We start from the raw sequence: 20,179 nt of genomic DNA on the forward strand, positions 1-20,179 counted from the left end.
GATTCACCAGCTACGTAAAAGTAGCATTTCGAATCAGAAAAATTATTTTTATATTAGGTGAGACTAAAAGGTTTCTCTACTCATTCATTTCATCATAACGTACAGGAACTTGTGGGTCATACAAAGAACATTTAAATTCCTCCAATGTATCTGAGAGTAAGTTCATAGTTTTTCCATCGGTACCATAGCAATCAATTAAAATACTTTGAGAAGTTGATTTTACTTGAAACGCACCTTTTCCATTTGGATTCTTCCAGCTGTTTTCATCTACTTTCTCCCAGTTAGAAAAAACTGATGCCAATCTATTCCAAATTACAGGCACAGGCAATTCCTCTAGTCCTTCAACAAATTGCTCCTCAAGCAATGCCTCATAAACTAAATGGTGGTTTAAATAAATTCCTTCTTGATATTTCCAAAAGATTAATTCGTACATAAATTATTTTTAATATTCAAAAGCTCCATATTCACTTTTTATGGTAAGCTTTTTTGTTTCAGAATCTTCTACTCTACCTACAATTTGTGCATCAACATGGAACGATTTTGAAATCGCAATGATATCTTGTGCAACTGCCTCAGGAACATAAAGCTCCATTCGATGGCCGCAGTTGAAAACCTGATACATCTCTTTCCAATCTGTTTTTGATTGTTCCTGAATTAATTGAAACAATGGTGGTACAGGAAATAAATTATCCTTTATAATGTGTAGATTTTCTACAAAATGTAAAATCTTGGTTTGGGCACCACCGCTGCAGTGTACCATACCATGTATTTCATTTGACGAATATGTATCTAAAATTTTCTTGATAATAGGCGCATACGTTCGCGTAGGCGAAAGCACTAACTGTCCTGCATCTATAGGCGAATTTGCAACTGCATCTGTTAATTTAACTTGTCCCGAATAAATCAGCTCTTCTGGAACTGCAGCATCAAAACTTTCAGGATATTTTGTCGCTAAGTATTTTTCGAAAACATCATGACGGGCTGATGTAAGTCCGTTACTTCCCATTCCGCCATTGTAACTTTTTTCATAAGTTGCTTGACCAAAAGAAGCTAGACCTACAATAACATCACCTGCTTTAATATTGGCATTATCGATTACTTTTGAACGCTTCATGCGCGCTGTAACCGTTGAATCTACAATTATAGTGCGCACAATATCACCTACATCAGCAGTCTCACCGCCAGTAGAATGAATAGTAACACCATAAGAATCAAGCTCTTTTATTAACTCCTCGGTACCATTAATAATTGCTGAAATTACTTCGGCTGGAATTAAATTCTTATTTCTTCCAATGGTTGATGAAAGTAAAATATTATCGGTTGCCCCTACACACAATAAGTCATCAATATTCATTATTAATGCATCTTGAGCAATTCCTTTCCATACGGAAAGATCACCTGTCTCTTTCCAATACATATACGCTAGTGACGATTTAGTACCCGCTCCATCAGCATGCATAATCAGGCAATAGTCCTTGTCTTGTGTTAAATAATCGGGTACAATTTTGCAGAAAGCTTGTGGAAATAATCCCTTATCAATGTTTTTAATGGCATTGTGCACATCTTCTTTGGATGCCGAAACACCGCGAAGTGCATACCTTTTTGAAGTATCTGAACTCATTTAATTTAGTTGTGAAGCCTGCTTTTAGGCAGTTAGTTGTGGCGCAAAGATACTAATTTGATTTAGGAATAAGGAACTTGATTTTAGGATTTATTGCACTATTTTTGAAGGATTAAAATCTCTACTCTTCTATTAGCTGCACGTTGTATTTCGTTTTTTTCTGGTAATGTAAAAATGGGTTTATTACTACCATAACCTTTGTATGCCAATCTCCTTTGCTGAATTCCGTTTTTAATTAAATAATCATGAACCGATTTTGCGCGACGATTGGATAACTTCACGTCATTTGGATCTGGATTACAGCAAATATGACCGTGAATTTCAATATTTAAACTGAGTTGACTCCTCATAATTTGTAAAAGCTCATTCAAATTCGCCATAGAGGAATTGACCATAACCTCTGAGTTAAATTTAAAATTTATATTTCGTAAAGTAACAAAATCACCTACTTTAGCTTGTTGAATTTGTGAAATTAAGGTGTTATTATCATTATTGCTTTTTGGGGATTTAGGCAGATCTGTAACCTCACTTTGATTTAATTTGCTTACGAATACTTCTTGAATTTTAGAATTAGATTTTTTTTGATAATATACAATTACTTTCCTATTGATAAATTCTTGTGTTGCTCCTATAAAATCTTCTCCAATATTATCAATAACTAGAGTACTATCTAATAAAAAATTGTTGCATATTAAGTGCTTTTGCACGTTTACAGCGCGCCTAAGTGCTAATTGCTTATTGTAATTATTTGATGCAGTACTGTCACAATATCCTTCAATTTTAATCACATTTACTTCTTTATTTTCATCTAACCATTTTTGAAAAACTCTTTGCGAATGAAGATTAGGTTGATCTTGATCTAAATCAAAATACAGCATAATTTTCTCCTGAGAATTCATTTTGAAACACAGTAGTAAAAAAAGTATAATACTCCTCATTGTTTATTGTTAATTATTTGATACCTATTTATGCAACCCTTTTTGACTCTAGCTTTAATAAGAACATTTTTTTTTGCTATCAAATACGTAACTTAAAAAACTTATAATTAAACGCAAAAAAGCATCTAATTCGTACTAATTAGATGCTTTTTTTAAATCATTAATTTTATTTATTCCCAATCAGGCATACTTGCATTAGAAAATAAAAGCATTCGAGATCCTCCTACATTATTTGTTGCAGGTGTATATTTTATAATATTTTTAATCGATAAACCATCGTTTGAGGTATTCATCAAAATTAACTCTGCTTCATTGGGGGCGTATCTCACATCTAAATCTAAGGTTCCCAATGGTTTTTCTAGACCAATGTCTGTTATTTGATTTGAACTTAATGTACACTGAAAAACTTTTGTATCCAGCTGTCTGTAATTCGCATCTTCAAAGCCTGAAACATCTCTGGTAAAGAGTAATCGCTGCCCATTTACAGAGAAATTCAACCCTCCAGTGGCACCTTGTGTACCAGATAACACTTGATTAATAACTGTACCTATGGCATTGATAACAAAGATTTCAGTATTGTAACCGCTTGCGTCATTTACTTTCAAGGCAATTTTTGTTCCGTCGTTGCTCCAATCACATTCTGAAATGAATTTTCCATTTGTTGTTTGATAAATTTTGGTCAAGCCACTGCCATCAGCATTAATTTTATACAATTTGTCAAAATAAGGATAGATTAATTGACTGCCTGAGGCGTTCCACGAGAAATTGATAAAGTCCGAGTTAAATCCAGCAATAGGAATAGAGTTAGTGACTTTAAGTATTCCAGATCCATCTGGATTCATAGTATACAAGTGATTTTGCGCGCCACTTGATCTTATAAAAGCAATTTTATTTGATGGAATGTTTTTTCTTGGTCTCCAACTATTAGTATTCGATGTTGTAATTTGGACGCTTTTCCCGGTCTCATCGCCAGAAAAAATCACATTATTGTCATTTATTTTTCTAACAAATAAAAACCTTGCGTTTGGAAAGCCAATCGTTGTAAAAGTTTGTACTGTACTTAATACTGGAGGATTGATTCCATCGGATACTGCAACTTGCCAAAAATACTTCGTGTTATATGCTAAATCTTTCAACAAGTATGTACTAGCTGCAATGTCTTTGTATACCGTAACCTCATTGCTAGTGTTCTTCCTTAATATAATTTCATACTTCAGGACGTCCTTATCCGGATCTGTAGCTGAGAAATTTAAATTTAATTCTATAGGCTGATCTACAGTATTATCCAAGGGCGAAGTTAATACCGTAGCAGTAGGAGGTTTATTGTTAGATGTTGATAGCTTTAGCTCAAATACAATATTTGTTATTTGATCCCTGTTAACCTTTGCAGGTTCAAATTTTGCCAAAAAACCTTCCTTTTGCGCTTCTAGAGAATAATCTCCCACCTTTACATTTGTAAGAACAAATTTCCCTGCTTCATCTGTAAAAACGATACTTGTACTGGGACTAGAAAACACTTTGACATTAGCTAAAGGTTTAAAATCAATGGCACTGACAATTTTCCCTTCGATAGTCCCGAATTCGTCTCCAGCTAATTTTTCTTCACTGCATGAACTCAAAAAAAACACAAAAAAAAGAGCTTGTATAAGATGGATAATTTTCATTGTTAAGGTATTATAGTTGAATGAATAGCTCATGGTAATGTTCTTATTTCGATATGTTTTTTGAAACAGTATTTTTTTTGCTATTAAAAAAATAATACGTGATTCCAAAACCAAAACGATAATAAAAATCATCACGCACTCCTCTTATTTGATAGTCAATGTTGTCACTAAAGTTTAGATTATGTTCGCCATAAAGTTTGATTCCTATGGCTTTTGAAACCATATATTCTAATCCCAGTCCATATTGAGCTTTAGTATGCTTGTTTTCAAAATTTTTGTTTGCACCATAGCCACCACCCGCAAATAGATAGGGTGAAAACTTATCCTTTGGCAAAACCATAAATTCAAGATTAAGATCAAATGTTGCATAACCTACATCTAAAAGATCTTTATTAGCTAATTTCATCACATTAGTAGAAGCACTGACATTGAACGCGGGAGTAAAATAATATTTTAAGGCACCACGACCCATTGGGCGAAACATGGCGTTAGGATAATCTCCATCTATTAGTGCAACACCTCCAGTTAATTCCATTGCGAAACGAGATCTTCTTTCTTGTAATTTCCTGCCATAAATTGCCGTAGTAGCAGCATCTGAATTTTCTTTTTCATACTTAGTTAGGATTGCGTCAACTTCTGGTTTAGGTACATCAGATTCCCAAATTTTTTCTTTGATTCCTTCTAAGACCAAAGTCGCAACTGCTTTTTCAATCGCCTCTGTAACGGCCATTTGCACGGGCTCGTTTGTTGTATATCCCGTTTCTACTTCTAATAATCTTTTGAAATTGACATATTTAAAAAGACTTTGATCGATTGCTTGCGATAAAATTGTCTTTGAAATATAAACTGATTTTAAAATTTTACCATTTGCCGTAGATACCATTCTTAAATAAACAGTTACACGATCTTGTCTGTATTTAATAGATCCACCAGTACCGAAATAACGCGCTCCAAACCCGCCAGTAATTATATTAGAGTCATAGGAAATAATTCCACCTTCCAGTAGAACACCCGCGTATAATAAAGGTGTAATTTGCGGTACATTAGGATCAACATCTTTGGAATATTCTTGCCGTGTAGACCGAATAAGATTACGTTCTTGCAATAAATTACCAATATTTTCTCTTTCGATGGGAATAAACCATTTTGAATCTTCAAGCGCTTTAATTAAAATTGATGTAGCCCCTTGGGTTACGGCTGTACTAAAATTGCTACCATTTTCAGTAGCTTTGTACTGTCCAGTTTGGTCTCGAAATTTATAAAGCCCAACTACTATCGGCTCTTTAGGCTTGGGCAACTCTTTCAAGAGTGTTGTTGCTGGAGTATTTTCTCCAATTACTGCCTTTTCTACACCAGTAGGTTGATTGTAATATGCTCCACAACTGGAAATTAAAAAAAAAATAAGTAAGGGTACACATTTTAATGTATTCATATTATCGATTTGGGATGATTACTTGTGTTTGTTCACCTGTTTTAGTATCTAAGATATCTACCGTTAATCCTCCTGATGAAGGATACACCTCTACAGAAAGACTACCAAAAGTGTAGGAACCTATTTTAATACCATCATTACCAAATTGTTGCTTAAACAAGGAGCTCGAAACTTGACTTAAAAGTAGCGAGTTTAAGCTTGATGTAAACCGCTCAAGTTCAGTTTGAGCAGGTTGCGAAATTGATTTGTCTGTAAACTTATTTTGGGACTCCGCCGAACTTGCCAGCCATTGATAATTAAATGTATCACCTCCAAAAGCAGGATTTTTAGGTTTGTATACTAAATCCTGTGCTATTACGGATTGAAAACCAAAAAAAACGATTGTTAAGACATATAATAATCTCATAAGTTTGTAGATAAAATTAATACTGAGTAAAATATTTGTTTTGTTTTTCTAAATTCTTAAGGTGTAAATACGTGGCATAAATAGCTTGTTCTCCCATTTCATTTAAATATTCTTCATCTGGACGTGCTAAAAATTCATATATAATATCATTCTCTATCGTGATTACTATCTTGGTATTTCTACCAAAACTAAATTCCTCTGTTAAAAAGACAATTTTTTTGGCATTAATTTTATACTCATTATAGAGATAGAAATATAAATCGTAAAAATCTTTACCTACTTTAGTCTTCGTTTCATTTGAAATAATTCCTATTATTTCAAAACCGTCAGCAGGAATATTAGCTACGTTGTCTTTTTTTTTTGAGCATTTAGAACTACTCGATCCTTTCCTATTAACTGCTTATTTTCATTATAAAAAAGTAACAAAACAATAACCTCATCTGTATTGCCCAAATTAACTTCTGTTGTTGACAGATTTTTATTTTCACTTGGATTTAAAGAAAAAAATCCTTCTTGAACATTATTTGATTGATTATCATTTACAGTATTTTTTTTAATTACTGATAATTTATAGGATAAGCTCTGTACACCATCCGATAAATTTTCGGCAGTGCCAGTTATTTTTATATTGGTTTCCGTTTTATCTATCACTATTTTTGCTTTTACAACTGTGTTTGTTGTTTGGGAATAAGATGTACAACCCAAAAACAAAAAAATATATAATGAGAAATTAGAGAGTACTATTTTCATAATTTTGAATTATTGATCAATAGTACGGTAGCACCATTTCCTGACTGAATAATTTTTAAATCTCGTGAGATTGAATTGGAACCAAAACTATTGATAGTTAGATTATTCCCTTTTTGCACAAATTCATTTTTGACATCATATCTACTGTAGGAAGCAAAATCGTAAATGGCATTATTATCACCTTGCTGTAGTACTTTTTTTTCAATTGAGAGCGCTTGACTATTCAACAAAATCGTATTATTATTTCCTTTTTGAAACACTGATACAGCAGTAGTATTTGATCTTAATACCGCATTAAAAGTATTATACTCCCCAATCTGTTGCATTTGCACAGTATTATCAAAAGCTTGTTGCTTAGCAGTTGTATTTCCTGATAAGTTAGTTGTAGATAGATATAAAGAACCTTCTTTATCTCCCATTATAGCTATATCTAAGTTTTTACCTTGTGAAGTTTCTGTTCCTTGAGCAGAAATGAGCTGCAACGAAAATAACACAGCAATGACAAAACACAGTACTCGAATTTTCATACTATTGCTTTTAAATTAAAAAAAGATGGGGCAGCTACAAAGCTGCTCCAATCTTCATGATTGCTCTATTAGTTACTTTGAGTTACACTAGATACATTGTAATTCCCTTGCTGAGAAACGGTATTGATGTTTCCTGAACTAAATCCTGTTTGCATTGTTGTAGAGGTATTTGATTTTCCCTCTTGCAAAATATTATCTAGATTTTTGAATCCATTTTGTGTAGTTAACGCAATGTTTTCTTTACCATATTGATAATGATTAGCCACATTTCTTTCGGTTAAAGACGTAGCTTTACCAACACTGTTTTGGGTAATAGTTGATTTGTTTTTGTCACCACCTTGACTCGTATAGGCTAGATTGAAGTTGCCGTTTTGAGTTTGAGTAGCTTCGTTGTCTCCATGTGGAGTCATTGGTATAGCTGACGTAAGTGGCACCATAAGTGAAAAAGTCCCAACGGCAGGAATAGGATTATTTCCTGAAGTCCCTTGATCAATAGTGGCTTTGTTATTATTACCTGTTTGTGTTTGGGTAGCATCATCATCCCCAAATAATGAGCCTGTTGCTACTTGAACTTCATCTTGCCAAATCGTGGCATCGTTTTTATCTCCAACTTGTTTTTGGGTAGCTCTGTTATCCCAATTGTTTTGAGAGATGTAAGCACGGTTGTCGTCCCCTTTTTGATCAACATCAGCGATGTTCTTTGCTGAAGCGTTAGCAGAAGACACAAACATTTGCCCTGGAAGTACTCCTTGATAAACAAAAGCATCATTGTTGCTTGTCGCTTGCTTAATTTTAGAACTTTGTGATGTTCCAATTTGATGTACTACCGCACTTTGAGAAGTTCCAGTTTGACCTACCAAACTTGAATTAGCTCCAGCTACTGGACCTGGTTGCGCATAAGATGCTGCTCCTACTAATAGCATCGCGGAGATGCTTAAAACTACTTTTTTCATAATAAATATATTTAATTGGTTGTTAATACAAATTATTATGTAGGTACAAAAAAGTGATTTGGGGATCTTCTTTTTAAGAAATCAAATGTAATTTCAAAACTTATTTTTTTTTACTTTTTGATTTCCACATGTCAAAGATAGAGAAGCATTTTAAAATCAACCCAAGTATAAATACGTGTTTTACAGATAGTTAGATGTAAATCCGATTAAGGGGTCATATAAATCGATGAAATACACCAATTAAAAAAAAGAACATATATATTTTTGAAAAAATAAATTATTAGGTCTCAAATTTTTAAAAAAAAAATGAAACAGACATATTTAAAAGTATATTGATCGTAATTTATTCATAAACAAAATTTAATGCTTTTTTGATTGTATCCTTTTATTATTTAGGTCGAAAAAAAAAATCTCACAGATTATGCCTGAAATGGATAAAAAAATGCCTCTCTAAAACAGAGAGGCATTTTCTTATAATGTGTACTTACTTTGCAATTAAGAATATCTTATAAACGATACTTTAATTTACTTTGTAAATAACAATTCTCGATATTTAGTCAAGGTCCAAATTTCGTTATCAACTAGTAACTCTAGTTTATCACAGTGGTTTCTAATAATCTCAAAATAAGGTTTTACTTTATCACAATAAGCTTCGGCCATTTCTTGAGCATTTGTTAAAGTATTTGCTTTTCTTCTTTCATCTGTCATTTCTTCAACTTTTGAATTTATCCCTTCAATATGTCCCGAAATTTCTTTGATAAGATTAATTTGCTCCTTAGCAATCGTTTCAAAATCAGCTCCAAAAATATCTTTCAACCCTTTTACATTGGCAATCAACGTATTTTGGTACTTAATAGCAGTTGGTATAACATGATTCTTAGATATATCTCCTAGAACTCTACCTTCTATTTGTATTTTTTTAGTGTATTCCTCTAATTCAATTTCATATCGTGCCTCCACTTCTACATGATTCATGATGTTTAACTCTGAGAACAAGTCTAGAGACTGCTTAGAAATTCTAGCTTTTAAAGCTTCGGGCGTAGTTTTAAAATTACTTAAACCGCGTTTTTTTGCTTCAACTTCCCATTCTTCGCTATAGCCATCACCCTCAAAAAGGATTTTTTTAGATTGCTTAATGTATTCTCTCAATACATTAAAGATTGCATCGTCCTTCTTCATATCCTTAGAATCGATTAAGGCATCAACCTCAACTTTAAAATCTCTCAATTGTTTAGCAACAATAGCGTTTAATGTTGTCATGGCATTAGAGCAATTGGCTGTTGACCCTACGGCTCTAAATTCAAATTTATTTCCTGTAAAAGCAAAAGGCGAAGTTCTATTTCGATCTGTATTGTCAAGAAGTACGTCTGGAATTTTCCCTACTACGTTCAGTTTTAAATCGGTTTTCTCTTCTGGTGATAATTTTCCTGCTGTTACGCCTTCTAGTTCTGCTAATACTTTTGTAAGTTGTTCTCCAATAAATACCGATATAATGGCCGGAGGAGCTTCATTGGCACCAAGCCTATGATCATTACTAGCCGATGCAATGGCAGCTCTTAGTAAAGACTCATTATCATTAACGGCTTTAATAGTATTGATAAAAAAGGTTAAAAACTGTAAATTACTCATAGGAGTTTTACTTGGACTCAACAAGTTAACCCCAGTATCTGTTGCCAAAGACCAGTTATTGTGCTTGCCAGATCCATTTACTCCTTTAAAAGGTTTTTCATGAAACAATACTTTTAAGTCATGGCGTTCGGCTACTTTTTGCATCACATCCATCAACAAACAATTATGATCAACTGCTAAGTTGGTTTCTTCAAAAATTGGTGCCAATTCAAATTGATTAGGAGCAACTTCATTATGACGTGTTTTTACTGGAATTCCAAGGAGCATACACTCTTGCTCCAAGTCTCTCATATAGGTAAGCGCACGTGTAGGAATCGATCCAAAATAATGATCATCAAGCTGTTGACCTTTTGCGGAAGTATGCCCAAGAAGTGTTCTTCCCGTCATGATTAAATCGGGACGTGAATTGGCTAAAGCACTATCAACCAAAAAATATTCTTGTTCCCAACCCAAAGTGGCGGTCACTTTTTTCACATTTTTATCAAAATATTTACAAACTTCTGTCGCTGCTTCATCCATAACCATAAGGGCACGCAACAGCGGTGTTTTATAATCTAAAGCTTCGCCGGTGTACGAAATAAAAACAGTAGGTATGCAAAGAGTCGTTCCAAAAATAAACGCTGGAGATGTAGGATCCCAAGCAGTGTATCCTCTGGCTTCAAATGTATTTCTGATTCCACCATTTGGAAAACTGGAAGCATCAGGCTCTTGTTGAACTAATTGTGCACCACCAAATTTTTCAACAGGATCGCTCCCGTCATGAGATGTTTCAAAAAAAGCGTCGTGTTTTTCAGCAGTTGTTCCTGTAAGCGGCTGAAACCAATGCGTATAATGGGTTACTCCCTTTGCAAGTGCCCATTCTTTCATCCCCATAGCAATGTAATCTGCTAGTTTACGGTCAATTTTGGTTCCGTGTTGTACCGCACTTTGAATTCCTTTTAAAGCATCCGAAGTTAAGTATTGCTTCATTGCCTTTTCATTAAAGACATTTGAACCAAAAATTATTGATTTTCTACCTGTTTCATCAAATTGAACGGGCTTTCGAGTCGATGCTTCTCTTAAAGCTTGAAAACGTAATGTTGGCATGTTGTTATTATTTAAATTAGTAGTAAACAGTTTCAATAAAAGTCAAATATACACAATATCGACAAAAAACGGTATCTCTATTTTATAGAATTATATTTTTAACCCCTCTAAAATTATCAATAAACGATATTACCCCCATTAAAAAATGAATTTTTAAAAAACAGAATATAAATTTACAAAAAATAACCCCCTAAATTATATGGTGTAGAAAAAAATTATACTTTTGTACCATTAATAATCACGAAGTAATTTATAATGTCATGGCAAAAATAAAATTAGAGTACATTTGGTTAGATGGTTATGAACCAACACAAAATCTTAGAAGTAAAACAAAAGTTGAAGAGCATGAAAACTTTCAAGGTACACTAGCAGAACTTGGAAATTGGTCCTTTGATGGTTCATCTACTAGACAAGCCGAAGGCGGTTCGTCTGATTGTTTATTGGTACCAGTAGCAATCTATCCTGATCCTACTCGTATTAATGGATATCTTGTTATGACCGAAGTTATGAATGCTGACGGCACGCCTCATGCTTCAAACGGAAGAGCAACTATTGATGATGATGGTGATTTTTGGTTTGGATTTGAGCAAGAGTACTTTATTATGGATACCAAAACTTTATTGCCTTTAGGTTTCCCAATTGGAGGTTATCCAGCACCACAAGGAATGTACTACTGCTCAGTAGGTGGAAAAAACACCCACGGAAGAGCACTTGTTGAAGAACATGCAGACCTTTGTATAGCAGCTGGAATCAACTTTGAAGGAATCAATCAAGAAGTGGCTTGTGGCCAATGGGAATTTCAATTGTTTGCTCAAGGTGCAAAAAAAGCAGGGGACGAAATTTGGGTAGCACGTTACTTATTGGATCGTTTGACTGAAAAATACGGGTATTATATTGAATACCACCCAAAACCGCTGGGAGATACAGATTGGAATGGATCTGGAATGCATGCTAACTTCTCTAACGAAGTTTTAAGAACATGTGGTTCTCAAGAAATTTATGAAAAAATATGTGAAGCTTTTAGACCTGTAACAGCTGAACACATTGCAGTATATGGCGCTTACAATGACTTGCGTTTAACAGGTAAGCACGAAACAGCTTCAATTCACGATTTCTCTTACGGAGTGTCTGATAGAGGTTGTTCTATTCGTATTCCTTTAATGACTGTTCAAAAAGGATGGAAAGGATGGCTTGAAGATCGTAGACCAGCTTCAAACGGTGACCCATACAAAATTGCTGCTAGAATTATACAAACAGTAAATTCTGCTTTGTAATTTTGAATACTATATTTTTTTGAATCAAAATGCCTTCCATAACGAAGGCATTTTTTTTTCACCAACTTGAAAGATTTACTCTCTTAACTTTATTTCTAATAACCTTCTTGTTTCAAGATTCTCGAAGTATCTTTGCGCTACATTTTAAAATAACTTTTATGATTGTTTGGATCTCTTTCTTAGTAGCAGTTCTAATTTTTCTAGCATTAGACTTGGGAGTATTTAATAAAAACCCACATATCATTAGCTCAAAAGAAGCTGGGAAATGGACCGCAATATGGGTTACATTGTCGTTTTTATTTTCTGGAGTAGTGTACTGGTTGTACTCAACAAATTACATAGCAAATCCAGACTCACTAAAACCAAGTGCTGCTGCTATTAAATTCATAACGGGTTACTTAATAGAGTTGTCATTAAGTATTGACAACATTTTTGTAATTGCAATTATTTTTGCAGCTTTCAAAATCCCTCAAAAATACCAACACCGCGTTTTGTTTTGGGGTATCTTAGGCGCTATTATTTTTAGAGGCTTGATGATCTTCTTTGGTGTGATGCTGATTAATAAATTTTCATGGATGACCTATATTTTTGGTGCATTCCTAATTTATACCGCAATGAAGATGTTGTTTAGCGGTGAGGACGAACAATTTCAACCTAAAAAATCTTTTGTTTACAAGGCATTAAAAAAAGTTATACCAATTTCTAATCACATTGACAAAGAACATTTTTTTGTAAAAAGAAGACACATTACAGCTGCAACCCCATTATTTGTATCGCTTATTGTAATTGAAGTTATGGATGTAGTATTTGCAATTGATAGCGTACCCGCAATTCTTGCTATTACAAACGATCCTTTTCTTGTTTTTAGTTCTAATATTTTTGCCATACTAGGATTGCGATCTATGTACTTTTTTTTAGCAAATATGCTTGCAAAATTCAGCTATCTAGAATACAGTCTTATTGCTATTTTAAGCTTTGTAGGATTGAAAATGTTACTGCACGACTTTATTAAATTACCAGAATGGGCTTCGCTTGCTTTTATTGCAGTTGCGCTTCTAATTGGTATTGGAGTTTCATTATACAAAAACAAAGAAACCGAAGTATAAAACATTATTTGTTGATCATAAAAAAAGGAAATCGAAAGATTTCCTTTTTTTTTAAATTACAAAGTGATCTTTTTAACATCGCTTTGCTGTACTTTTAGGGCTGACATGACTGCGTTAATATCATTCTTATTTACTGTTTTCGCAAATCCATCAGGAATAATTACTATTTTAAAAGTCTGGTTTATAGTCCAATCTGATGATAAAGTATTCAAATTAAAATTTGATGTTAAAAACACATTCACATTAAACCTAGTGTAATCAAAGTTATAATCTAGCTCTCTGCCGTTATCTAAGTAATACGTTTGAGGCATCAACCTCCACACATCATCACCATTAACTACATCAAATAAATGATATACTAAAACCGAGTCAAATGAACCTATTGGTCTATCAAAATCTATGATTCTACTATAATTATTTACAGACCCAAACGAGGTTGTTACTTCAAAAACTTCAGTCCTTGGACCTTCGTCATATACTTCTGTAACTTCGCAACTTTGTAGTGTCATCATCCCGATGAATGCTAAAAATAGAGTAATATTTTTCATGGTTATATAAATTTTAGTTGTTATTTTTAATTCTATTCACGAACTGTGCCAAAATTTATTTTTTAAAAAAATGTACATTTGATATATGGATAAAAAACTCAAATTATACATGATTATGCTAGGCTGCAAGCCAGCTGGACGATTTACAGAACAGCATGATATTTTTTTAGGAATTGGAAGTTCCTTAAAAGAATTAGTACCTCAAATGAAAGCTTTTTGGCCTGAAGCAAAAGGCAAAATTCATATTGATGCTTGGCGCGAAGTCACCGCTGTCAATAATTTTCATATCAAAGTTATTCCTAGAGCATCTCTTAGCGAAGAGACTCCCGAAAAACTTTTTTTCCTAAATTTAGGAGGATACAAACAAAACGAGTTCGAGGAATACCATTATAAAATGCTTGCCGTCACGAAAACGTTAGGATTAGCAACAAAAAAATCTAAAACAACAGCTTTTTACAAACATTGTGGTTTTAAAGGAGCCGAATCACATTTGGATGAAAAATACGGCGTAGATGTCGACGATTTATATCGTGTGGACGATATGCTCCCAGCAGCATCCAAATTGCTTTATGGTTTAGAGATCACGAAAGCTGAAAGTACTTTGGAAGAAGATATTTTACACATTGGTTATGTAAAAATAGGAAGTTTGAAATAACACTTAGAATAATTCGATTCCTTTTTTATTTCATCCTCCAAACAAAAGGCCTTTCAGAAACAACTGAAAGGCCTTTTTCGATTAAAAACCAAAAGTATTTATGGTACTAAAACTCCATTATTCTTTAAAACGGTATGAAAAAACAACAAATGCGATGGCAAAGCATTTTCCCAATACTCCCACGTATGTGCGCCGGGACGTTCTGTATATTCATGAGCTACTTTGGAATAAACCAATCTGCGGTGTAATTCTCTGTTTGACTCAATTAAAAAATCATCCACTCCACAATCAATAATTGCAGCCAGTTTGTTGGTTTTCATTTTATCAACCATATTCAAAACAGCATTCGCTGCATAAACTTCTTGCGGAACTCCTTCAGGACCAAATACTGGCTCCATTAATTTAGTAATTTTTTCCTTGCTTTCAGGAGTAATCATGCTGCCCATATCCACAGCTCCACTCATACTGCCAACTGCACTGTACAATTCAGGATGCTTGGTCGATAAATACAACGCTCCGTGTCCGCCCATGGAAAGACCAGAGATGACACGACCTTTCTTATCAGCGACTGTTCTATACGTTTGATCTATTCTTTGAATAACTTCTTTAGTAAGGTACGTTTCGAACTGACTGCCTTTATTTACGGGACTATCCAAGTAAAAACTAAAGGTTTCTCCTTCTGGCATCACAATAATAACATTGTACTGATCAGCCAAATTGCTCACCAGATTCTTATCAGGAGTTTTAGACAACCAATCGTTAAAATGCCCGTAAGCACCGTGCAATAAATACAAAACAGGATAATTTAGTTTGCTTTTTACATACGAATTGGGCACAACAACTGCTGCTTTATATGTTTTATTCATCGCAACACTAGGAATTTGTAGCGTATCTACCTTTGCTGCATAAGTAGTTATAGTACACACCAACAGACAGAAAATCAATAACAATAGATTTTTTTTCATAGTTTTTAGTTTAATGCCTAAATATAACACATTCCTTTCATTTGAAGTAGTTTAGTTTCCCAAAAAAAACAAAGGCCTTTCAGTGATGAAAGGCCTTTTAAATATTTATATTCTCATTGCAGGCAATATTTCAATCAGTGACTATCTGATTTAATTTGGTACAAAAAGAAAATTTTTGACTACATATTGCGTCTGTACTGACCACCTACTTCAAACAAGGCCGCCGTAATTTGTCCTAAAGAACAAACCTTTGTTGCTTCCATCAAGTGTTCAAATAGATTTTCATTTTTAATAGCCGCTTCTTGAATGCTATTCAGTTGTGCATTCACCTTATCTTGGTTAGATTGGTGAAGATTATTCAACATATCAATCTGGTATTGTTTCTCTTCTTCGGTAGCACGAATCACTTCAGCTGGAATTACTGTTGGAGATCCTTTAGAACTCAAGAAGGTGTTCACACCCACAATTGGGAATTCACCGGTATGTTTTAAGGTTTCATAATACAAACTTTCTTCTTGAATTTTACTACGCTGATACATTGTTTCCATAGCACCAAGAACGCCACCACGCTCGGTAATTCTATCAAATTCTAGTAATACCGCAGCTTCAACAAGATCTGTTAATTCTTCGATAATAAAAGCACCTTGAATTGGGTTTTCATTTTTGGCTAGACCTAATTCCTTATTGATAATCAACTGAATCGCCATGGCACGACGCACACTTTCTTCCGTAGGTGTCGTAATAGCTTCGTCATACGCATTGGTATGTAATGAGTTACAGTTGTCATAAATAGCGTACAAAGCTTGCAAAGTGGTACGAATATCATTGAAATCAATTTCTTGTGCATGCAACGAACGACCAGAAGTTTGAATGTGGTATTTCAACATTTGCGCTCTTTCATTAGCACCATATTTTGTTTTCATGGCTTTCGCCCAAATTTTACGCGCTACACGACCTATTACAGCATATTCTGGATCTACCCCATTCGAAAAGAAGAACGATAAATTAGGCCCAAAATCATTGATGTTCATGCCACGGCTCAAATAATATTCCACATAAGTGAATCCATTAGAAAGGGTAAAAGCCAATTGTGTAATTGGGTTTGCACCAGCCTCGGCAATGTGATATCCTGAGATAGAAACCGAATAAAAGTTTCTAACGTTTTTAGTAATAAAGTATTCCTGAACGTCACCCATTAAACGCAAAGCGAATTCTGTAGAGAAAATACAGGTGTTTTGAGCTTGATCTTCTTTTAAAATATCAGCCTGCACTGTTCCACGCACTTGTGATAAGGTTCTTGCTTTAATATCATTGTAAATTTCCATAGGCAAAACCTGATCTCCTGTAACTCCCAAAAGAAGTAACCCTAAACCATTATTCCCTGCAGGTAAATCACCTTGGTATTGTGGTCTTTCTACCCCTTTTTGCTTGTAAATAGCTTTGATTTGAGCGGCAACTTCAACTTCGAGGTTATTTTCTTTGATGTAAATTTCGCACTGCTGATCGATTGCAGCATTCATAAAAAAACCAAGCAGCATCGGAGCTGGTCCGTTGATTGTCATACTAACCGAAGTCATTGCATGAACTAAATCAAAACCTGAATACAACTTTTTAGCATCATCTAGACAACAAATAGAAACTCCGGCATTACCAATTTTTCCATAAATATCTGGACGCACATGCGGATCATTACCATACAAAGTCACACTATCAAAGGCCGTAGAAAGCCTTTTTGCTGGCAATCCTGCACTTACATAATGAAAACGTTTGTTGGTTCTTTCTGGTCCACCTTCACCAGCAAACATTCTAGAAGGATCTTCTCCTTCACGTTTGAAAGGATATAAACCTGCAGTAAAAGGAAATTCTCCAGGAACATTTTCCTGTAAACACCAACGTAAAATATCACCCCAAGCTTTGTACTTTGGCAAAGCAATTTTCGGAATTTGTGAATGCGATAATGACTCGGTATGGGTAGCCATTTTAATTTCGCGATCACGTACTTTAAACGTATAAACAGGATTTTTATACTTGTTTACTTTTTCGTCCCAAGTTAAAATAATCTCCCAGTTGTAAGGATCTAAATCCATTTTTACTTTTTCAAACTGAGTCAGTAAAAGATTTAGAAATATTTTATCTTCGGCAATCCCAACTTTTTCAAGTTCTACAGCTGTTGGCAAAACGGAATCATCATTGATTCCTGCTTTGTTCAGCTCTGGTGTTTTATTAGCAACCGTTTCAATGGTTTTATAAATACCATATAATTTTTGAGCTACTTGTTCTTGGCTCAACGCAGTCACATCATATTTGCGGTTACTTTCAGCAATTTCAGATAAGTAACGGGTTCTGTGCGGCGGAATAACGAAAATTTTCTCACTCATTTCGCGGGTAATTTGAAACGTAGATTTCAAATCAGAATTTGTTTTTTCATGCACTTTATCCATGATCGCTTTGTACAGCGTATTCATCCCTGGATCGTTAAACTGAGAAGCAATAGTCCCGAAAACAGGTAGCGTATCTAAATCAGCATCCCAGAGGTTATGGTTGCGCTGATATTGTTTTTTTACATCACGCAACGCATCTAAAGAACCGCGTTTGTCAAATTTATTTATCGCTACCAAATCAGCAAAATCAAGCATGTCAATTTTTTCCAATTGAGTTGCCGCACCAAACTCTGGAGTCATAACGTACAAAGAAACATCAGAGTGGTCCATAATCTCAGTATCAGACTGACCGATTCCTGAAGTTTCAAGAATAATAATATCATAGTTTGCCGCTTTGATGACTTGAATGGCATCAGCAACATATTTTGACAAAGCCAAATTAGACTGACGTGTAGCTAATGAACGCATGTATACACGTGGATTATTGATGGCATTCATTCGGATTCTATCACCCAGAAGTGCTCCACCCGTTTTTCTTTTAGATGGATCTACAGAGATTAATCCGATTGTTTTTTCAGGAAAATCAATCAAGAATCGACGTACTAATTCATCAACTAAAGATGATTTTCCTGCACCACCCGTACCTGTAATTCCTAGTACTGGTGTTTTACAATTTTCATTCTTTTTTTGGATAAGTTCCAATGTTTTAGCTGCAACATCAGGGAAATTCTCTGCCGCAGATATGATTCGGGCTAGCGCTGTTGGATTTTTAGCCTCCAATTGCTCCACTTCATTGGTCAGTTTATCTCCAGTAGGAAAATCAGATTTTTGAACCAAGTCGTTAATCATTCCTTGTAATCCCATCGCGCGTCCATCATCTGGAGCGTAAATACGGGTAATACCGTAAGCTTGAAGTTCAGCAATTTCAGTAGGCAAAATCACTCCGCCTCCACCACCAAAAATTTTTATTTGACCCGCTCCTTTTTCTTGAAGCAAATCATACATATATTTAAAGTACTCATTATGACCACCTTGATAAGAAGTGATGGCAATAGCATTAGCATCTTCTTGAATTGCTGTATTTACAACTTCTTCTACACTTCGGTCATGACCTAAGTGAATCACCTCCACACCTGTAGATTGAATAATCCTACGCATGATGTTGATTGCTGCATCGTGACCATCAAAAAGAGCTGCTGCTGTTACAATTCTTACTTTATTGTTAGGGATATATGGTATTTGTTGTTCCATTTTATGAATATGATAATTTAAGCCTGCAATTTACAATTTTATTTTAAAAAAGCTATTTGAAGTTAACCGATGTTATTCACATTTATAGAAGAATTTTCTAATCTAGCCCCGATTGCAGCGGCATCCCTCGCTTTTTTGGAGCGAGGATACAGCGAAAAGCGGGACAAATTTTCATGAATGCACAAAATGGGTGCTCCTATTGAAAAGTTTGGCTTTATTTTTGAATAAGTCGTATTTTTACAAATGCCAAATGGCGCACTAACGAATACCCTATTTAAGATGAAGAAGATTGTAGTACTGATCGCGGCGATTTCCCTTTCTGGTTGTGCCGAAATGCAACAAGTAATGAATCAATTTCCGCAAACGCAAGGCATTGGAGGCATTGATATTGCTGGTGGTTTAAAGGAAGCATTAAACAACGGAATTTCGAAACAAGTTACAAAACTAACGGCAACTGATGGTTTTTATCGCAATGAAGCTGTTAAAATTTTATTGCCAGAAGAATTGCGAAAAGTAGATACTGGCTTGCGCAAAATAGGACTCAGTTCCCTTGCCGACGAAGGTTTAAAAGTATTGAACCGCGCTGCCGAAGATGCTGTAAAAGAGGCCACACCTATATTTGTAGACGCAGTGAGAAATATGACTATTACGGATGCCAAAACTATTTTGTTAGGCAATCAAAATGCGGCAACATCGTATTTACAAAACAGTACTTCAACGGCTTTGTACGGGAAATTTAATCCTGTAATTAAAAACTCATTTACAAAAGTAGGTGCGGATAAAGTGTGGGCCAACATTATAACAAAATACAACAGCATTCCGCTGGTGAATAAAGTTAATCCTGACTTGACGGATTATGTGACTAAGCAGGCGCTTACAGGTGTTTTTAAAATGGTTGCCGTAGAGGAAAAGAATATTAGAACTAATTTGAGTTCCAGAACCTCTGTGTTACTACAAAAAGTTTTTGCTATGCAGGATAAAAAATAAAAATTT

The 20,179-nt window shown here is 34.6% G+C and carries 18 protein-coding genes; 4 read left to right on the forward strand and 14 right to left on the reverse strand.

Annotated elements, in window-relative coordinates; genetic code table 11:
- Positions 1-76: 76 nt before the first annotated feature.
- The 11 genes from K5V07_RS10325 to K5V07_RS10375 form a co-directional block, all read right to left on the reverse strand.
- On the reverse strand, positions 77-433 hold the full coding sequence (locus K5V07_RS10325) for a hypothetical protein (RefSeq protein WP_221917425.1): 357 nt from the start codon (positions 431-433) through the stop codon (positions 77-79).
- Positions 434-442: 9 nt separating this feature from the next.
- A complete protein-coding gene (locus tag K5V07_RS10330; RefSeq protein ID WP_221917426.1) occupies positions 443-1,621 on the reverse strand; it encodes an AIR synthase related protein in 1,179 nt (392 codons plus the stop codon).
- Positions 1,622-1,719: 98 nt separating this feature from the next.
- Complete coding sequence (locus K5V07_RS10335) at positions 1,720-2,520, reverse strand: OmpA family protein (RefSeq protein ID WP_221917427.1); 801 nt, start codon at positions 2,518-2,520, stop codon at positions 1,720-1,722.
- 209 nt (positions 2,521-2,729) lie between these two features.
- A complete protein-coding gene (locus K5V07_RS10340) occupies positions 2,730-4,223 on the reverse strand; it encodes a carboxypeptidase regulatory-like domain-containing protein (RefSeq protein WP_221917428.1) in 1,494 nt (497 codons plus the stop codon).
- Positions 4,224-4,266: 43 nt separating this feature from the next.
- Positions 4,267-5,655: a CsgG/HfaB family protein gene (locus K5V07_RS10345; protein ID WP_221917429.1), complete on the reverse strand. Its 1,389-nt coding sequence runs from the start codon at positions 5,653-5,655 to the stop codon at positions 4,267-4,269.
- A 1-nt stretch (position 5,656) separates the two neighbouring features.
- Positions 5,657-6,061, reverse strand: a complete 405-nt coding sequence (locus K5V07_RS10350; RefSeq protein WP_144892858.1) for a curli assembly protein CsgF — start codon at positions 6,059-6,061, stop codon at positions 5,657-5,659.
- A 16-nt stretch (positions 6,062-6,077) separates the two neighbouring features.
- Positions 6,078-6,398, reverse strand: a complete 321-nt coding sequence (locus K5V07_RS10355) for a CsgE family curli-type amyloid fiber assembly protein (RefSeq protein ID WP_370632517.1) — start codon at positions 6,396-6,398, stop codon at positions 6,078-6,080.
- 5 nt (positions 6,399-6,403) lie between these two features.
- On the reverse strand, positions 6,404-6,811 hold the full coding sequence (locus tag K5V07_RS10360) for a hypothetical protein (protein WP_144892860.1): 408 nt from the start codon (positions 6,809-6,811) through the stop codon (positions 6,404-6,406).
- Positions 6,808-7,338, reverse strand: coding sequence for a hypothetical protein (locus K5V07_RS10365; protein WP_221917430.1), 531 nt, complete (start codon positions 7,336-7,338; stop codon positions 6,808-6,810). The genes K5V07_RS10360 and K5V07_RS10365 overlap by 4 nt, the downstream gene beginning before the upstream one ends.
- A gap of 68 nt (positions 7,339-7,406) precedes the next feature.
- Positions 7,407-8,291, reverse strand: a complete 885-nt coding sequence (locus tag K5V07_RS10370) for a hypothetical protein (protein WP_144892864.1) — start codon at positions 8,289-8,291, stop codon at positions 7,407-7,409.
- A gap of 525 nt (positions 8,292-8,816) precedes the next feature.
- Positions 8,817-11,006 carry a glutamine synthetase III gene (locus K5V07_RS10375; protein WP_221917431.1) on the reverse strand — a complete coding sequence of 730 codons (2,190 nt, stop codon included), beginning with the start codon at positions 11,004-11,006 and terminating at the stop codon, positions 8,817-8,819.
- Between the two features lie 260 nt (positions 11,007-11,266).
- Between K5V07_RS10375 and K5V07_RS10380 the strand changes: the two genes are divergently transcribed.
- Positions 11,267-12,280 (forward strand): glutamine synthetase beta-grasp domain-containing protein, encoded by a 1,014-nt coding sequence (locus K5V07_RS10380; protein ID WP_221917432.1) that lies wholly within the window; start codon positions 11,267-11,269, stop codon positions 12,278-12,280.
- A 158-nt stretch (positions 12,281-12,438) separates the two neighbouring features.
- A complete protein-coding gene (locus K5V07_RS10385) occupies positions 12,439-13,386 on the forward strand; it encodes a TerC family protein (RefSeq protein WP_221917433.1) in 948 nt (315 codons plus the stop codon).
- Between the two features lie 56 nt (positions 13,387-13,442).
- On the opposite strand, the gene K5V07_RS10390 is transcribed toward K5V07_RS10385, so the two are convergent.
- Entirely contained in the window at positions 13,443-13,934 is a 492-nt protein-coding gene (locus K5V07_RS10390) for a hypothetical protein (protein WP_221917434.1), read from the reverse strand.
- Between the two features lie 85 nt (positions 13,935-14,019).
- Here K5V07_RS10390 and K5V07_RS10395 point away from each other — a divergent pair, with 85 nt between their 5' ends.
- A complete protein-coding gene (locus K5V07_RS10395; protein WP_221917435.1) occupies positions 14,020-14,589 on the forward strand; it encodes a DUF1543 domain-containing protein in 570 nt (189 codons plus the stop codon).
- Between the two features lie 98 nt (positions 14,590-14,687).
- Here the strand turns inward: K5V07_RS10395 and K5V07_RS10400 are convergent, their stop codons facing one another.
- Positions 14,688-15,554 carry an alpha/beta hydrolase family protein gene (locus K5V07_RS10400; protein ID WP_221917436.1) on the reverse strand — a complete coding sequence of 289 codons (867 nt, stop codon included), beginning with the start codon at positions 15,552-15,554 and terminating at the stop codon, positions 14,688-14,690.
- Between the two features lie 179 nt (positions 15,555-15,733).
- Positions 15,734-19,186, reverse strand: coding sequence for a methylmalonyl-CoA mutase family protein (locus K5V07_RS10405; RefSeq protein WP_221917437.1), 3,453 nt, complete (start codon positions 19,184-19,186; stop codon positions 15,734-15,736).
- Between the two features lie 279 nt (positions 19,187-19,465).
- On the opposite strand from K5V07_RS10405, the gene K5V07_RS10410 reads away from it, so the two are divergent.
- Positions 19,466-20,173, forward strand: a complete 708-nt coding sequence (locus K5V07_RS10410; RefSeq protein WP_144892876.1) for a DUF4197 domain-containing protein — start codon at positions 19,466-19,468, stop codon at positions 20,171-20,173.
- The last annotated feature ends 6 nt before the right edge of the window (positions 20,174-20,179 follow it).

Origin of the sequence: Flavobacterium sp. CHNK8 (genome assembly GCF_019774515.1) — a bacterium.
Taxonomy (GTDB): domain Bacteria; phylum Bacteroidota; class Bacteroidia; order Flavobacteriales; family Flavobacteriaceae; genus Flavobacterium; species Flavobacterium tiangeerense.

Coding starts and splice junctions, on each gene's coding strand:
- K5V07_RS10400 (WP_221917436.1), bottom strand. CDS start 15,554: ATGAAAAAAAATCTATTGTTATTGATTTTCTGTCTGTTGGTGTGTACT.
- K5V07_RS10345 (WP_221917429.1), bottom strand. CDS start 5,655: ATGAATACATTAAAATGTGTACCCTTACTTATTTTTTTTTTAATTTCC.
- K5V07_RS10410 (WP_144892876.1), top strand. CDS start 19,466: ATGAAGAAGATTGTAGTACTGATCGCGGCGATTTCCCTTTCTGGTTGT.
- K5V07_RS10350 (WP_144892858.1), bottom strand. CDS start 6,061: ATGAGATTATTATATGTCTTAACAATCGTTTTTTTTGGTTTTCAATCC.
- K5V07_RS10340 (WP_221917428.1), bottom strand. CDS start 4,223: ATGAAAATTATCCATCTTATACAAGCTCTTTTTTTTGTGTTTTTTTTG.
- K5V07_RS10375 (WP_221917431.1), bottom strand. CDS start 11,006: ATGCCAACATTACGTTTTCAAGCTTTAAGAGAAGCATCGACTCGAAAG.
- K5V07_RS10390 (WP_221917434.1), bottom strand. CDS start 13,934: ATGAAAAATATTACTCTATTTTTAGCATTCATCGGGATGATGACACTA.
- K5V07_RS10370 (WP_144892864.1), bottom strand. CDS start 8,291: ATGAAAAAAGTAGTTTTAAGCATCTCCGCGATGCTATTAGTAGGAGCA.
- K5V07_RS10325 (WP_221917425.1), bottom strand. CDS start 433: ATGTACGAATTAATCTTTTGGAAATATCAAGAAGGAATTTATTTAAAC.
- K5V07_RS10365 (WP_221917430.1), bottom strand. CDS start 7,338: ATGAAAATTCGAGTACTGTGTTTTGTCATTGCTGTGTTATTTTCGTTG.
- K5V07_RS10380 (WP_221917432.1), top strand. CDS start 11,267: ATGGCAAAAATAAAATTAGAGTACATTTGGTTAGATGGTTATGAACCA.
- K5V07_RS10360 (WP_144892860.1), bottom strand. CDS start 6,811: ATGAAAATAGTACTCTCTAATTTCTCATTATATATTTTTTTGTTTTTG.
- K5V07_RS10395 (WP_221917435.1), top strand. CDS start 14,020: ATGGATAAAAAACTCAAATTATACATGATTATGCTAGGCTGCAAGCCA.
- K5V07_RS10405 (WP_221917437.1), bottom strand. CDS start 19,186: ATGGAACAACAAATACCATATATCCCTAACAATAAAGTAAGAATTGTA.
- K5V07_RS10335 (WP_221917427.1), bottom strand. CDS start 2,520: ATGAATTCTCAGGAGAAAATTATGCTGTATTTTGATTTAGATCAAGAT.
- K5V07_RS10385 (WP_221917433.1), top strand. CDS start 12,439: ATGATTGTTTGGATCTCTTTCTTAGTAGCAGTTCTAATTTTTCTAGCA.
- K5V07_RS10330 (WP_221917426.1), bottom strand. CDS start 1,621: ATGAGTTCAGATACTTCAAAAAGGTATGCACTTCGCGGTGTTTCGGCA.